This window comes from Anaerosporomusa subterranea (assembly GCF_001611555.1).
GTDB lineage: Bacteria > Bacillota > Negativicutes > Sporomusales > Acetonemataceae > Anaerosporomusa > Anaerosporomusa subterranea.
Window position 1 is genome coordinate 1 of sequence record NZ_LSGP01000017.1, and the last position, 15,275, is coordinate 15,275.

The following is a 15,275-nucleotide window of genomic DNA, read 5'->3' on the forward strand; positions in this document are numbered from 1 at the left end:
GGATAGGTAGTCGCAGGTTTAGAAAAGCACTCACTGAAAAGTGAGTGCTTTTCGTTTTTGTATTTTACCCCTTGGCTCTCGTCATACGTCATAGTGCCAGCTGTCCTGTCAGTAGTCAGAACACAGGCGATCCAAAGCCTTATGCTGTAAGGATCGGTAGTTATTTGCGGTGGCGGCACGGGCAGGCATTAGCCCGCTTGACAGTACACCCTAACCTCCGCTAGGGCTAATGTCTGGCCCGGGCCAAATTTAATCATGCGAGAGTTAAGGATTGTAAAATGAAGGATTCTTTTACGATAGAGTTCAGAAGAGGAAATCAGTGTAACCCATATTGTCTCTGCGCCGTGAGGGTGGTAGCGGCAAATAAGAAAGCCGCTTATAAAGCGGCTCCTGGCCGTTGATAAACGCCCATCTGCGTTGTTAGACCCGCCGCCCCATTACTAGCGTACCCTTTAGTACGCGTCACTGCTGGGTCGATGGGTCTGCCTAGCATCTGGGCTATTTCTAAACGGCCTAGGAATAGGGTTTCTCTGCAACCTGAAGCCGCTTATAAAGCGGCTTTGTGGGAGATTACATTTTATTGTGCTTAAATTTGGCGCTAGCCTCTTCGGAAGCCTGATCGATTTTTGAGTTAAATTCATCAAGTATTTCATTAGTATCAGAGAAATTTACACCTCTTAGTGCTGCTGAAGCTTTATCGGTAGCAGTGTCTAATGTTTGTTTGGCTTGGTCGGACATTAGCATACACCTCCTAGATTGAATGGTGTTAGTGTTAACGCTTGATTAAGATTTATGCGGCGAATACAAAATTAGTGGGTTTGAGAATAATGTTCGCGCCGTCACAGGGGAAACTGACCCATGAAGGAGGTGTTCAATATGAAGCTCAATTTTAGAAAAACCTAGCGATACAGACCGAGTCATTCGAGTGGCCATCGGAGCAGCATTGATTTAGTCGGCAACATTTCAATATATTTCCACCTAAGAAGGGAGTACTAGCAATGTAGTCTCGACACCTCTTTTCCCAACATGTGAGTCGATAAAATTCGGCTCACTCCCGCACTCTGCAGTGTGCGTAGTGTTACCTTAAAAGTCTCCGCTTTTTAACATTATATGGATCATTGACAATCGCTATATTCTCATGATATAATAAATGCCTATCAAAGAGATATATTATGGGCGATTAGCTCAGCCGGGAGAGCGCCTGCCTTACAAGCAGGATGTCGGCGGTTCGATCCCGTCATCGCCCACCAGTTCTTCTTTCGCGGCCCTGTGGTGTAGCGGTCTAACATGCCGCCCTGTCACGGCGGAGATCGACGGTTCAAATCCGTTCAGGGTCGCCATTTATTTATGGCGACGTAGCCAAGTGGTAAGGCAGAGGCCTGCAAAGCCTCTATTCCCTAGTTCGAATCTAGGTGTCGCCTCCAACTGTATTAAATAACCCCCATCATTCACTGATGGGGGTTATTTTTTTAACGAAACAAATTTTATAAATTTTCTGAAGCGGTAACGCCTTGTGCCGTAAGGCTTGGTAGCTATTCCGCGGCAGGGTTTTACCAGGCATTAACCCTGTTCCGACGGTACACCCCTTAGCCTCCGCTAAGGCTAGCCTGGCTAAGGGTGTTCTGAAGCAGGGCGGGCAAGGGCGGGCTGATGTATTTGCCGATAAACATTAAATTTATTTGTCTTATATGCCAAAAAGCTGACACAGGCTGTTTGCCCAGGTCAGCTTCTCAAACAAGACTTTATGCGTCAACTATTTCTGAAAAGTAGATCACACTTACCTTATCGTTTAGAGTAATCGCTTTGCCATAGAGATGCTCAAAAAAACGAATTAACTCCTCTGGTGATTTAATGTCAGGATTCTGATGCGCCAGATCCTCAGCGGTGAGTTGGTTGAAGTGCTTAACCGATACTTTATCAATAATCGCTGTATACAGTTTTCGTCTTGGAGTATGCTTTTTCCCGAAAGTAATCCAGACAATGGAGTTTTCCGGAAATGCGCTGCTGACATCTCCCAACCGGACTGTACAATTTTTGGCCCGTGAGACTAGCATTTGCTCATGATGCTCAGATTGGAAGTTCAATGCGAACATAGTTTCCCTCCTTTACAGTAAATGCTGCAGGCAACGTGGCGTCTATCGTTAGTTTACAGTAAAATTGCTGCTATTTAAAGCGAAATTTCAGGAACTATTGGCTATAGGGCGTGTTCCGTTTAATCATGCTTCGCCTGTTCCTTGAAGCCTGAGTAAATATGTGATATAATACAATATAATTCAATAAGACAGTTCGTAACCATCCTGTCTATAAACAAAACTACGGGCATGCTGATAATAGAGGCTTATTTCTCTGTTGCGGCAGACGTGGGGCAGGTATGCTCCTTTTTGTTGCCCAAAACGTGGAGGAATGAAATGAATTCAGCAATGGCGGCTCAGAGACTTAAGACGATGACAATATCGCGGCAAATTGCGATTTCCGGCCTGGTGGCCGCAGTCTATATCGCAGTAATGATGCTTACTCAAGGTTTTGCTTTCGGGCAGTATCAGATTCGGATTGCGACCTCTCTGTATGCGCTTAGTGCGATTTATCCATTCTTGATTATTCCGCTGGCGGTAAGCAATTTGCTGAGTAATCTGTTGATGGGCGGATTGGGTTTGCCTGATATTATTGGTGGAGGAATAGTTGGACTACTGACAGCCTCGCTGGTGTATCTGGTGCCCCGCTGGCAGTTAAATGATTGGTTGATTGCTTTGCCAATTATCTTTTGCCCTGGTCTATTAGTTCCGGTTTGGTTATCTTATCTGATTCCTGTTCCGTATGAGGTTTTGGCAGTGAGCTTGCTTATTGGTCAGATAATCCCGGGAATCACGGGTGTTATTCTAGTCAAACAACTGCGCAACAAACTAGTAGGTTGAAGTAAAGGGGGAGAACACAATGCAAGGCAGAACTAAAGCAGAGCTTGCAGGAATCTCACTGCTTGGCAATCAGGCGATTGACTATAAATTCGGCTATGATCCGGCAGTGCTGGAGTCATTTGCGAACAAACATCCTGGCAACGATTATTTTGTCAAATTTAACTGTCCGGAGTTTACCAGCTTGTGTCCTATGACTGGTCAGCCGGACTTTGCGACAATTTACATTTCTTATGTGCCAGATAAACTACTGGTTGAAAGTAAATCATTGAAGTTGTACCTGTTTAGCTTCCGCAACCATGGAGACTTCCATGAAGACTGTGTTAACAAAATTATGAAGGATTTAGTGGAACTGCTAGATCCGAAATATATCGAGGTGTGGGGCAAGTTCACGCCGCGTGGCGGCATTTCGATTGACCCATATTGCAACTACGGCAAAGAGGGTACGAAGTGGCAGGCGGCGGCAGAGAAACGGCTGATGTATCACGATATGTATCCAGAAATAATCAATAATCGGTAGAAAAAGAGTCGCCATTTTCGCTGCTGCGAGAGTGGCGGCTTTTCTCTTAAAGCGTTTAAAAAGCACAGTTGTGAGGCCTCCGAAGCCTTGTAGCGCAAAGAACGGAACACTAGCGCCACTAAGGACAACGGCTTGTGTCGCTGGTGTAGCGTTAGTACCGCTCGTGTTCATCGCACTTTGATACACTGCGGTATCGCCAAGATTGCGCAACGGTTTTTCGTATGATTACTACTCCTGCGTTGCTAAGTCTGGCCGCAGTCTGGCTGCGCCGTACAAATAGGCATGTTGGATCGCTGCTTGCGGCGCATCTGTATTTAAAAGAATCAGCACCCTGATGCAAAGCGGCACGCCGTCTGGATTGTCGATTTCCTGGGTTCCAAACAGCGGCACGCTATCCCAGCCGATGCGGCGAGCGGCTGCGGCGGGAAAGGCGGCTGGCAGATCGGGGGTTGAGGCAAAGATCACTGCTCCAATGTCCTCAGTCTTAATATTATTGCTGTTAACCAATTCGGTCAATAACTCAGCCGTGCGGCTGAGGATTTGTTCACGGTCATTCTGCTCGACTGTGATTGCTCCTCTGACTCCTCGCAGCATGGTCTCACTCCTTTGGGCTTAAAGCTTGGTATTATTATCTCGGTCTTATTAAGGTTTTTCTCACTGACAGGAAAAATTAGATAAAAGGAGAATATACTAGGACGTAGTAGCGGAGGTTAACGCATATGAAACGCAAAAGATTTTCTGCCGTGGTTTGCGGCTTACTGATAGCAGGTTTTTTGTTAGGGGCTTGCGCGCCGGCTGTGGCCACCCCTGGCCGGGAGGCTGTCGTTGGCAATCCGACCTATGAAGACCCGCTGACGCCTGCTGATGGCAGTAATATTAGCGAGCGCAGGCCGTCAATTAGCTGGACAGTGCAGCCGAATGGACAGGAGATTGCGTCTTTTCGCATGCATCTCGACGGTCAAGCTGTGAAGCCGGTTCGCACGGTTCGCGGCTCTGCAGTAGTTTTTGCGTACAAACCGGAGCGAGAGTTACTTCCGGGCATTCATACAGCAAGCGTAACCATTACGTTTGACGGTTATCAACCATTGACTCTCACTAGCCGATTTACGATTGTTAGCAATCCGGTTAAGCCTTTTGCCGGTAAAGATTCGACTCAACTGCAGCTTATGGAAGCGGAGGCAGTCAGTCATCTCAATAGTATTCGCAAGACACTGGCGATTTCAGATCTTAGCACTAATCCTAGTCTGACCGCAGCGGCCCAATCTCATAGCAACTTTCTGCAGATCAATCATCTGGTTGGTCATTATCAAAATGAGCGCTATCCTGGCTTCACCGGCATTACCCCTCAGGACAGAGCGGCTTTCTTTGGCTATAGTGGAGTAGCGACAGAAGGGATCGACTATGGTATTTCCTCGCCACGAATGAGTATTGAGGGTCTGATCGATGCGCCGTATCATCGCTTGGGGCTGATTAACCCTAATGACAGAGAAGTTGGGGCCGGGTTTTCTCTGCAGTCCTATAACATGGTTATTAATGCTGGTAATTCCGACGACCGCAATGATGACCGGGCTATGCGATATCCCTATGCCGGGCAAACTGACGCCAAGTCTTCCTGGTTTGTCGCCGAATCGCCAAATCCGCTTGCCAGCTACCACAAAGACCGCATGTATGTCGGTTATCCGGTCAGTCTGAGTTTTCATGACACCAAGACACGAGAGTTGCGGTTGCTTGCTGCTTCATTTAAAGACAGCGCAGGCAACGATATCTCGCATTATGTTGTAGACTCTAGTCGTGAAAGCGAGTCTAAAAAATACATCTTCTTGATTCCGCAGTTGCCGCTTAAGTCAGGTGAAACCTATCAGATCAAGATTGAAGCTCAACGCATCCTAACAGATGGTAGCATCAAACCAATTTACGAAGCGTGGTCCTTTACGACCCGTGCCACAGTGGCTATTGATTACCTGGGTCTCGTTAATCTAGAGGGAGTCGAGAATCTCCAACTAAAGCTAAGAAATGGCGATATTGAGGATGTAAGCTATCTGCTGATCCGGGACGGCGAAATTGTCCGTAAATACAATGCTGAGCAAGGCTTCTCCTGGACGAATGCTGGTCCGTTGAGCCCAGGGAGATACCGTCTGCAGCTAGCATCGCCTTCGCTATCACCTGATTTAATCGAGTATACAGTGGAAATTCAGGAATCCAGCGGTAAGCGGCGAAGTGTGACCGTAGTCGACCAGGCCAACTTGGGACCAATTCCCGCCGTGCGAGCAGGACTAATGCGGCTAGCTGGCCGTGACCATATAGAGCTTTTCTGGCAAAGCGGCAAACCAGCAGGTGTCAGTTATGTCCTTAAGCGCGGCGGCGAAGTATGGCGTAGCTATTCAGCAGACCGCTACTATTCCCAACGCGGCCCGAGCCTGCCGGATGGTGACTATCTGCTTGAAATCAGCAAATCCGGCGCACCTGAACTCAGTCAGTATATCCTCAGCCTGTATACAGACAACGGCGAACGCCGAGTTTTGCTGACGCCGGTGAAGTGAATCGCATGTTATTGTGAGCAGCAATCTTCTTCGTTTTTTAATACCTCTGCAAGGGCGTTCAGAAGGGTTCAGATGTTGTTGCCTATGAGGTTAGGGATTTTTTGAAGTAAGCAAGCTGAATAGCATCACTAGGCAGCCCTGAAAACCCAGCAGCGACGCGTACTGGAATGTACGCTAGCAATGGATTTTCGGGGCTAACAACGCAGATGGGCCCCGGACTTGAAGAGCCCTAGTTCACGGGCTGCATTAAGACGCGCAATATCCTCGCCGCCACATCATCTGCCATCGCCTGATCCTGCTCTGAGGGACGTCCACTAATGCCAATCGAACCGATAATCTCACCTTCTTTGTTCACTAATGGTGCAGCACCAGGCAAAGGTGTGAGATCAGGGTCGCAGAAGTAGCGGATATCGAGATGTTCGCGTTTGATACGGGCGAGAAAGTCGGCCGTCCTTGCTTGCATTCTTGCTGCAGTATAGGCTTTGTGACGAGCTAGATGTCCTGTGCGCACCGCCGCACCATCCATTTTTAGAAAACCGGCTAATGAGCCATCCTTGTCGCAAACTGCGACAGACACAGGTGCACCACCATCTTGCTTTGCCTCATCAAGGATTTGATTGAGAATACGGTAAACGATATCGGTTGTCAACATAAAAATGCCCCTCTCTTATCAAGCCTGTGGTGGCAATTCGGCAATTCGGCGCGATTCTCCTGCTGACTAATGAAAACAGTGACAGTGGTCTTCAGGAGACGGGAATGTAATTTGAAGAGAATGGTGCGTTAACCACAGAGTACGCAGAGTTCACAGAGGGACCACAGAGGGCTACTATGTTATACTACATTAATGTAAGATGATATGTCCTCCGTAGCAAAACGCAATTCCGCTCTTAAGGTATTTGCAATTGATAAATCTAGCCAGACAAGGTAGAATAAAGACAATACTATGTAATATATACGGGGAGGCGAGCGCATTGACTGAGCGCGTTTTCAATTTTAATCCTGGACCGGCCACACTGCCGCTAGAGGTTCTCGAACAGGCGCAGCGGGAATTGTTATCCTATCAGAATACAGGAATGTCTATTCTGGAAATGAGTCATCGCTCCAAACCTTATGAGGCAATTCACCAGGAGGCGGAAGCCAGCCTTAAGGAAATGCTGGGAGTGGGTGAGAACTACCGGGTACTGTTCCTGCAGGGAGGTGCAAGTAGCCAGTTTTCAATGATTCCGATGAACTTTTTGACAGTGGGCCGTACGGCTGACTATATCGTAACCGGTGTCTTCGCCGAAAAGGCATGGCAGGAGGCTAAGCTGATCGGCAATACTCATGTTGCTGCCAGCACTGCAGATGTGAATTACCGCCGTATTCCCGCCTTATCGGAGATTGCGCTAAGCGATAATCCGGTGTATGTACATATGACGAGCAATAATACGATTTACGGAACACAATGGCAGGCTTTCCCGGATACAGGCGATGTCCCGCTAGTAGTCGATATGTCTTCAGACATTTTATCCTATCCAGTTGACGGGAATAAGTTTGCTTTGATTTATGCTGGCGCCCAAAAGAACCTGGGGACAGCGGGGGCGACCATCGTCGTTATCCGCAAGGACCTGCTCGAGACCTGCCCGAAACAGCTACCAACCATGCTGAGGTATGACATTCATGCCAAGAATGATTCACTGTACAATACCCCGCCCGGCTTTTCCGTGTACCTTGCCAATCTGAGCCTGCAATGGCTCAAGCGACAAGGTGGTCCGGCTGGCATTGAACGTCACAACCAAGCCAAGGCGGCTTTGGTCTATGACGCGATTGACAACAGTGGCGGCTTCTATCGCGGCCATGCGGAGAAAGATAGCCGGTCGTTGATGAATATCACTTTCCGCCTGCCTAGTGAGGACCTGGAAGCGACGTTTGCCAAAGAAGCAGGCGCGGTTGGTCTTGTCGGCTTGAAAGGCCATCGCTTAGTTGGTGGTATGCGAGCCTCGATCTACAATGCGATGAGTAAGGCTGGCTGCCAGGCACTGGCAGAGTTTATGGCAGAGTTTCAAAGGAAAAACGGCTAGCTTTGCTATCCTAAACGTATAATTTTTCGTGCCCTCTTTACTATTTCGTGACCTTCGTGGAATGGTTAAGAGTCAGATAAAGCAAGGTCGGTAGTGATTGCCGCGAAAACGCGAAAGGCGCTATGCGCCTGCGCGAAGGGAACGTAAAAACGAAGCGGGGGAGAGATATGGCTAAAGCATTACAGATCGTGTTCGATTTTTCTTGTCCGTATTGCTATATCACGTGGAATTACATAAAAAAGTTGAGGCAAAAGCTGACGTTTGAGGATGAGTGGTTGACATGGAATATCCACCCTGAGGTAGGTCCGGAGGGAAAGGACATTACCGAGGTTGTGCCTAATTTCGACAGAGAAAGCCGCCGGGAGAAACTCAATGGCCTGGGAGCTCCTGTCGGGGTGGCGCCTGGCGGAATGACGTTTGTACCTGATACTCGACTGCCCTTGCAGGCTGTGGAGTTCGCCGCCGCCCACGGACGGGCTAGGGATTGGTGCGACGCGGTATTCGCAGCTAATTTTGAACAAGGCAGAAATATTGGCGACAAAGCGGTGTTGTTTGACATTGCGATCCAACTGGGGCTGCCGGTCGCAGAGCTTGATCAGGCGTTAGCGTCATGTCAATATGCCGCTATTTTGGCGGAGCATGACCGACGGTTCACTGAACTGCAGGTTGAATGGGTACCCACCATCTTTTCCGGTGACAAGAAAATCCTTGAAGGCGCATTTACCTATGAAGAAGCGGAGAAAGTTATTCGGGATACAGTTAAATAATATAAGGCCCTTGCGCCAACTCAGCGGCGTCAAGGGCCTTCTCTCATTATGGAGTTCGTTTGCTATAAGGGAGCGGTATATACTGAACTGATGGACGCTGTTGTGCGGGCTGGGGATAAAGCTCCATTAGCTCGTATACTTCGAGCGGCATTTCATTGCAAATGGTTGGCAGTCCCATCTCGCGCAGTTTTTCACAGGTAATCGGATAATCGTGAGTCCAGCGGCCTTCCGATAGGGTGCGAGCCAACGCATCTGCTTTTTCTTCAGACAGTTTGTCAAGAAGCAGGGATTTAACAAATTCTTGAACCTGACGGAGAGCCTTTTCAGCCATGTCGGCCAGAATCAGGGTGTTATCATCAACTCGGTTGATTGATTTCTGCTGCACTGCCTTGAGAATAGATGCTGCGGGGTATTGTCCGAGTTGGGGATCAACCGGCCCAAGCACTGCGTTCGGGTCGAGTACGATTTCGTCTGCGGCCAGAGCGATCATGGTGCCACCAGACATCGCATAATGCGGTACAAATACAGTAATTTTAGCCGGATGTTGCTGCAGGGCTCTGGCTATCTGTTCTGAGGCAAGGACTAAGCCACCCGGAGTGTGTAAAATCAAATCGAGCGGCATGTCATCCGGGGTTAAGCGAATCGCGCGTAATATGTGCTCAGAATCTTCCACATTAATATAGCGGCTTAGCGGAATACCAAGCAGGCTGATTGCCTCCTGGCGGTGGATAAGGCTGATTACACGTGATTGTCGCTGCTGCTCAATCTTTCGCAAGAGAGACAATCGTCTGGTCGCGATGCTCCGCTGCTGGAGCATCGGAGTGACTGTAAATAACAGAAATACTATCCATAGTATATCTGTTATGCTAATGTTCAATGCCAGCACCTCCTTGTCCCTTAACGACATATTCCCCCCAAGAGCAGCGAATTCCTGCCAAGGAATGGGGTTAGTTTCGTAAGCATCAAAAACAAGCAACGCGTCAAAATAGAGGAGAAGATCGCCGCACTGCGCTCGCGATGACATTTTTCGCATGTCATTTCGAAGGCAGTAAAGCAATCCTCTCCCGATTTTCTTGCTAAGTAGTTTAGTATTGTTTTTGGCCAAGGCAACTGATTTATGCGAAGCAGGCAATCGGTTCAATATCCGCCATCGTCCGCAGACCGGGGCGTGCGTTAATCGTAACCGGGATGCTGTTAATCAGTATCGCGCAGGTGGCAACATCGCCATTGACACCGCCTTTTATGCAACTATCGATTGCCGGTGATCCATCGATAATAATACGGTCCTTGGTTTCCGGTTCGCCAATCGCGGCGCGGAAGACCATGCGGATAACCTCATTGTCGCCGACTAAGCCTCTGCCGATTTGCTGAACTCCCAAAGCCATGCCTGCTTTGATGTCAAGGTACTCGGTTTTTACGTCATGCCTGGCGACAATTGGCGATATGTTGTCTTCTGTGGCGTTAAGCTTCCAGCCGCGTTTGGCGGCGATAAGATGGATTGACTCAGTCAAGCCGACATGGCGCAGAGTGCCTTCGGCGATTTTTTGATCGAATTCAGCTAGTGTCAGGCCGGCACCAATCTTTTTCTGGAACGGAATACGGCGGAAGGTCGCATCTTGGATACGTTCAACCGTGATTTTGTTGACATGGCGGCAGACGCCAGTAAGAGCCATTGGCAAAAAGTCCATTAAGAAGCCGGGGTTGACACCGGTGGACAGAACAGAGACATTATGCTGTTTCGCTAAGGCGTCTACTCGTTTCGCAATTTCAGGCTGAGTCAACCAGGGGTAACTCAGTTCTTCACAGGATGACACAATGTTGACGCCATATGGCAAAATAGCAGTCAACTGGCTTTCCACTTTCACCAGACTGGAGGCGGTGGTCAGCAGAACAACATCAATATTGCCGTGGCTGAGGACGCTGTGCAAATCAGCAGTCACGGTTACCCCGAGCGGCGCTAAGCCTGCCAGCACGCCAACGTCCTGGCCGACTTTAGCCGGATCAAGATCAACGGCACCTACGATCTCAAAAGCCTGAGGCCTTTCTGCCAGGTAAATGGTTGATTTGTTGCCGATCGGGCCTAAACCCATTTGTACGACTCTGATTTTCCGTTCCATTATTCAATCACCTCTTTATAAAATTCCCTTTTTGGGTATGATACGTTAATTAAAGAAAAAAGATCAAGACCACAGTACGATGTACTGAACCTTGATCTCATCTATCTCGGTAGCTGAAGGTTTTTCAGTTACCAATAAATAAGAGGGTATGTAGTTGACGCTATTATGGCAACAGCCTGTCGATTGTTCAGCAAAATAGTATCCGCTCATTTTGTTGCGACTTCATAGCTTTTTAGCAATCGAATAACGATTGTGTGCATCCTTTAGCGCCACGATCAGTGCTTTCTGCAACAGGCCAAAGAAGCGGGCGCGGATTTCGGAGGTAATGGATTCAAGGTCTGTCTCTATATTCCGGTTGACAATTAGCGAGCAAATGAAATCCTCGGTCATTGGTCTGGCGGTATTACAAGCTGCACTAATTATCATGTCATTGGTTTTGTCGACAATCAAGCTTAGGAAAAATAGGTCATACTGGCTGGCCACAGGGTCATCCTTACTGGGTCTAGCTACTCCGGTAACAAAGATAGTGCTTTTTTTGTACTCCATTGCCCCACTCCCTATGTCGCTTCCCTTACTTCAGGCAAAGAGACCGTGAATGTGCTCTGTTACAGCAACTCTACCCCTGCTCGGCAGGTCATATGCATTCGGTGGCAACACTCAAAATTCCGTGTGTAAGTTTTTTCGCTATGACTGCCAGAATTCTGCCTGCAGGGCAATGTAGCGAGACAGTAATTTCCCTTACCTGGAGCATAATGAGCAGAATAATAATTTCCGTATTTATTTCCTTTTCTCTTAGCGGAACATATTACCCATTGTTGTGATAATAATCGCGTTAGTGAAGTCAATCAAGAAGGCTCCGACGATGGACACAATCAGCCAGGATTTTGGCGCCAGCCCGTGTTTCTGGCTAAGTGTCTGCATATTGGCCAGAGCATTTGGCGTTGCTCCCATGCCAAAACCGACTAGGCCTACAGACAACATCATGGCTTCGTAATCGCGACCCATGATGAAATAAAAGCAAAGCCAACAGAAGATCAGCATCAACAGACATTGCGCAACTAAAATGATCAGCAACGGTATGGCTAGGTTCACAAGTTCCCACAGCTTTAAGCCATTGATTGCCATAGTCAAATAGAGGCCAAGCGAGATATCTGAAATAATCTCAAGGGCGTTCACGTTAATCTCAAACTTTTTACTGATATCCCCAATATTGCGGATGACGGCAGCCGTAATCATTCCACCGATGTACAGCGGTAATGTAATGCCATTGCTGACTAATACGTAACTGACCACAGTCCCGAGGCCCATAGCCGCCAGCACGTATGCAAGCGTGCTCATCAGGACAGGTCCGTTGGTGACTGCTTCTGTTTCCTGAAAAGCGGCGGCAGACGCATCAAGCTCCACGCCCTGTGATTTGGGGGTGATGATATGGTAACGCCTGATTAGTCTTTCGCCAAATGGACCGCCCATGAGACTGCCGGCGACCATGCCAAACGTGGCGCAGGCAATGGCAGCAGCGGTCGCTCCTGTCAGTCCCCAGCTTTCAAACAATGGACCGAAGGCACCGCCTGTTCCGAGCCCTCCCATTAAGGTGACAGCCCCTGCGATTATGCCGAATAAGGAGTGGATACCTGTTAACTGTGCTAAAAAAATGCCGAGGAAGTTCTGTAAAATACCTAGAAAACTAGCAAGTCCTAAAAAGATGACAAGTGGCAGACCGCCGCGCTTTACCAGTGTTATGCTCGCGCCCATTCCCATTGTGGTAAAGAACATAATCATCAGGTTAGTCTGCATAGTGCTATCCAGGTCAATGCCAATTACTCCCTGCATACGGAGGAAAGTCGCGATGCTGGCAAATAGCAGGCCGCCAACAACCGGGGCAGGGATACTATGCTTGACGAGGAACGGCACCCGCTTGCGGATGACGACGCCTAAGTAATAGACAACGATCGCTAGCGCAACACTTTGGACTAGGCCTAATTTTAGAATCAGCATGCCGTTTAATGTTTTGAACTCCATAGAACACCCTCCTTTACTAATGCAGTAGCTTCACTTGTGTACGAATTTTACTTCTTTTTGTTCTTTCCTCTCCTTTTTTGTATTTTTCTACAAAGCATCATTAAGCTTTGCAGTACATCACAAATCAATCGTAAAATTAAAAGACCAAGAATAATGTGAGAAATTCACACCCATCTTGGTCTTATCTATTTTGGTAAAATGAAGGTCATTCATAACCAATAAATAAGACTATATTTAATGCAATTAAAGTGTAGCACTTTTGACGGAATATTCAATAGTTTCAAACTTTGTATTTTGTATTTTTGCCACGTTTAATAGCTTAGCGCTCCTGCTTGTTGTTTAAAGATCCCTGAGGTAAGATGACGGTGAATTTACTGCCGCTTCCCATGGTGCTTTCCACGCCAATGGTTCCTTGATGGGCTTCGACAATCCATTTGGCGATAGACAATCCCAGTCCCGTGCCGCCTGTTTCGCGCGAACGGGCTTTATCCACTCGATAAAACCGCTCAAAAATACGCAGTTGGTCTTCCAGGGCAATCCCTGCACCGGTGTCATGGACAACGATTTTTACCTGGTGGTGTGAAGCTGTTGCGATCTGTAGATTGACGCTGCCGCCGCTAGGAGTATGCTTTAACGCATTATCCAGCAAGATCAGCAATAGCTGCTCAATCCGTTCGCGATCTGCCTGCAGTACGGTGCGCCCTTCAGTAGTTACCTTTATGGTAATACCGTTTTTCTTAGCTAAGGGGTCTAGCATTCTGGCAATTTGCTGTGCCATGGTATCAAGCTCTAAGGGTTCTTTGATGATCGGGGCAGCGCCTGCGTCGCCTCTGGCGAGAGTCAGCAATCCGCCCACAATTTTCGACATGCGCAGGACTTCATCTTTCATGTCGGCTAGTACTTGTTGCGAAAAAGGTGAGAGTCGGTCTTCTTCGTTCTCCTCAAGGGTTTCAACTGAAGCCAGCATCACACTGAGTGGAGTCCGTAATTCGTGTGAGGCATCGGCGACAAATTCGCGTTGCCGGTTAAACGCCACAACTATGGCTTTCATCGCCCGGGATGTCAGCAGGTGCCCCAATCCGGATGCGGCGACGAGAAATACCAGACATAGCGCTAACATGACGAAGAAGAGTGTTTTTAAGACTTCATAGTAGCTGGTAATATCTATCCCTACATAGACAGCGCCCAGTGTTTCTATTCCGCTCTGAATGGGTTGCCTTGCGATCATGATATAGTAGGTTTGATCATCAGATAGGCTAATTTTTTCCAATTGCGCCTTCCCGGGAGGCTGATTCCACTTCTGAATCACGTCAGAAATCGATGTTTGGAGAGCGGATGGCGGTTTGGCGGTATTGACTAGCCGGCCGGAATTGTCATACGCGTAGAAGAATATTGAACCGCTGAATTCTTCCGAAGTTACTGTCGGTAAAGAGCCCTGTTTTTGCGCCTGAAGGAGAATTTCGGCGTGCTCGTGCGCTTCTTCTTCAGCAAACAGGAGTACTTGCTGTTGTTGTTGCGAGTAAATCACCCAGGTTAAAGCGGCGTAGCTGATGACAAAGAAAGAAAGCATGAACAGAATTAGTATGGCTGTATAAAATATCGTCAGACGGTTACGAATTTGTGAAAACATATTAGGCCTCCGTTGGCTCTAGACTTAGTCGATAGCCTACACCCCGGACATTGGTGATGGTTACTCCATCTGCTGGTAAGTTTAGCTTCTTACGCAGCAGATGAACATATGCGTCCAGAGTATTTGAAGAAACTTCTGTTTCGAGGCCCCAGACCCGGTCAAGTATCACCTCACGCGGCACGACGACGCCGCGGTTGCGCACCAACAAATCAAATAATTGGAATTCCCGTCCTGTCAGTTGAATTTCCTGGTTTTGGCGCATAACTTGGCGGGTAGCCTGGTTGATAACAAAACTCCCGACGGTTACTGTTTCTTCACGAACGGTTGTCAGACTGCGTCGCGATAAGGCACGCAGGCGCGCCAACAATTCAGCGAATTCAAACGGCTTAACTACATAATCATCAGCGCCTGTGTCTAATCCCAAGACCCGGTCGCCGATAGAGTCCTTTGCTGTTAACATCAAAATAGCGCCTTGATAGCCATTTTGGCGCAGACGGCCGCAGGCTGACAGTCCTGATTCCACCGGCATCATCCAGTCCATCATCACGACATCATAGGAACCGTGGATGGCATAGTCGTATGCGGCTTCACCATTTAACACCCAATCGACCTGGATGTTGTTTTTTAGTAACATGTGTTTAACAAGGTTTCCCAAGCGGTAGTCATCTTCAGCCAGCAGCACCCGCATGGTTATCCCCCTTTCAAATCGCGCC

15 protein-coding genes and 3 tRNA genes are annotated in these 15,275 nt (G+C 48.1%); 8 read left to right on the forward strand and 10 right to left on the reverse strand.

Features of this window, described 5'->3' with window-relative positions; translation table 11 throughout:
* Positions 1-570 precede the first annotated feature (570 nt).
* Positions 571-738, reverse strand: a complete 168-nt coding sequence (locus tag AXX12_RS19250) for a hypothetical protein (RefSeq protein WP_156478611.1) — start codon at positions 736-738, stop codon at positions 571-573.
* A 436-nt stretch (positions 739-1,174) separates the two neighbouring features.
* Between AXX12_RS19250 and AXX12_RS07580 the strand changes: the two genes are divergently transcribed.
* The 3 genes from AXX12_RS07580 (at position 1,175) to AXX12_RS07590 (ending at position 1,424) form a co-directional block, all read left to right on the forward strand.
* Positions 1,175-1,250 (forward strand) — tRNA-Val (locus AXX12_RS07580).
* 13 nt (positions 1,251-1,263) lie between these two features.
* Positions 1,264-1,340, forward strand: a tRNA-Asp gene (locus tag AXX12_RS07585).
* A gap of 9 nt (positions 1,341-1,349) precedes the next feature.
* A tRNA-Cys gene (locus AXX12_RS07590) sits at positions 1,350-1,424 on the forward strand.
* A 318-nt stretch (positions 1,425-1,742) separates the two neighbouring features.
* Here AXX12_RS07590 and AXX12_RS07595 read toward each other — a convergent pair.
* Positions 1,743-2,093 carry an ASCH domain-containing protein gene (locus AXX12_RS07595; RefSeq protein ID WP_066240481.1) on the reverse strand — a complete coding sequence of 117 codons (351 nt, stop codon included), beginning with the start codon at positions 2,091-2,093 and terminating at the stop codon, positions 1,743-1,745.
* Positions 2,094-2,408: 315 nt separating this feature from the next.
* Between AXX12_RS07595 and AXX12_RS07600 the strand changes: the two genes are divergently transcribed.
* Both AXX12_RS07600 and queF read left to right on the forward strand, forming a co-directional pair.
* Positions 2,409-2,912, forward strand: a complete 504-nt coding sequence (locus AXX12_RS07600) for a QueT transporter family protein (protein WP_197470675.1) — start codon at positions 2,409-2,411, stop codon at positions 2,910-2,912.
* A 19-nt stretch (positions 2,913-2,931) separates the two neighbouring features.
* A complete protein-coding gene (gene queF, locus AXX12_RS07605) occupies positions 2,932-3,429 on the forward strand; it encodes a preQ(1) synthase (RefSeq protein WP_066240484.1) in 498 nt (165 codons plus the stop codon).
* 228 nt (positions 3,430-3,657) lie between these two features.
* Here the strand turns inward: queF and aroH are convergent, their stop codons facing one another.
* Positions 3,658-4,023: a chorismate mutase gene (aroH, locus tag AXX12_RS07610; RefSeq protein WP_066240486.1), complete on the reverse strand. Its 366-nt coding sequence runs from the start codon at positions 4,021-4,023 to the stop codon at positions 3,658-3,660.
* Positions 4,024-4,148: 125 nt separating this feature from the next.
* On the opposite strand from aroH, the gene AXX12_RS07615 reads away from it, so the two are divergent.
* Positions 4,149-5,969, forward strand: a complete 1,821-nt coding sequence (locus tag AXX12_RS07615; RefSeq protein WP_066240489.1) for a CAP domain-containing protein — start codon at positions 4,149-4,151, stop codon at positions 5,967-5,969.
* A 229-nt stretch (positions 5,970-6,198) separates the two neighbouring features.
* Here AXX12_RS07615 and AXX12_RS07620 read toward each other — a convergent pair whose 3' ends face one another.
* Positions 6,199-6,621 carry a GlcG/HbpS family heme-binding protein gene (locus AXX12_RS07620; RefSeq protein ID WP_066240491.1) on the reverse strand — a complete coding sequence of 141 codons (423 nt, stop codon included), beginning with the start codon at positions 6,619-6,621 and terminating at the stop codon, positions 6,199-6,201.
* 319 nt (positions 6,622-6,940) lie between these two features.
* Between AXX12_RS07620 and serC the strand changes: the two genes are divergently transcribed.
* Positions 6,941-8,029 (forward strand): 3-phosphoserine/phosphohydroxythreonine transaminase, encoded by a 1,089-nt coding sequence (gene serC / locus AXX12_RS07625; RefSeq protein WP_066240495.1) that lies wholly within the window; start codon positions 6,941-6,943, stop codon positions 8,027-8,029.
* 167 nt (positions 8,030-8,196) lie between these two features.
* Positions 8,197-8,796: a DsbA family oxidoreductase gene (locus AXX12_RS07630; protein WP_066240498.1), complete on the forward strand. Its 600-nt coding sequence runs from the start codon at positions 8,197-8,199 to the stop codon at positions 8,794-8,796.
* Positions 8,797-8,842: 46 nt separating this feature from the next.
* Here the strand turns inward: AXX12_RS07630 and AXX12_RS07635 are convergent, their stop codons facing one another.
* The 6 genes from AXX12_RS07635 to AXX12_RS07660 all read right to left on the reverse strand — a co-directional run bounded on the left by AXX12_RS07635 (position 8,843) and on the right by AXX12_RS07660 (position 15,250).
* Positions 8,843-9,673 (reverse strand): SDH family Clp fold serine proteinase, encoded by an 831-nt coding sequence (locus AXX12_RS07635; RefSeq protein WP_231881840.1) that lies wholly within the window; start codon positions 9,671-9,673, stop codon positions 8,843-8,845.
* A gap of 238 nt (positions 9,674-9,911) precedes the next feature.
* Positions 9,912-10,913: an NAD(P)H-dependent amine dehydrogenase family protein gene (locus AXX12_RS07640; protein ID WP_066240501.1), complete on the reverse strand. Its 1,002-nt coding sequence runs from the start codon at positions 10,911-10,913 to the stop codon at positions 9,912-9,914.
* A gap of 222 nt (positions 10,914-11,135) precedes the next feature.
* Positions 11,136-11,459 (reverse strand): DUF3870 domain-containing protein, encoded by a 324-nt coding sequence (locus tag AXX12_RS07645; RefSeq protein WP_066240504.1) that lies wholly within the window; start codon positions 11,457-11,459, stop codon positions 11,136-11,138.
* A 246-nt stretch (positions 11,460-11,705) separates the two neighbouring features.
* Complete coding sequence (locus tag AXX12_RS07650; RefSeq protein WP_066240508.1) at positions 11,706-12,932, reverse strand: sodium/glutamate symporter; 1,227 nt, start codon at positions 12,930-12,932, stop codon at positions 11,706-11,708.
* A 319-nt stretch (positions 12,933-13,251) separates the two neighbouring features.
* Entirely contained in the window at positions 13,252-14,562 is a 1,311-nt protein-coding gene (locus AXX12_RS07655) for a sensor histidine kinase (protein ID WP_066240512.1), read from the reverse strand.
* 1 nt (position 14,563) lies between these two features.
* Positions 14,564-15,250: a response regulator transcription factor gene (locus AXX12_RS07660; RefSeq protein WP_066240514.1), complete on the reverse strand. Its 687-nt coding sequence runs from the start codon at positions 15,248-15,250 to the stop codon at positions 14,564-14,566.
* Positions 15,251-15,275 lie beyond the last annotated feature (25 nt).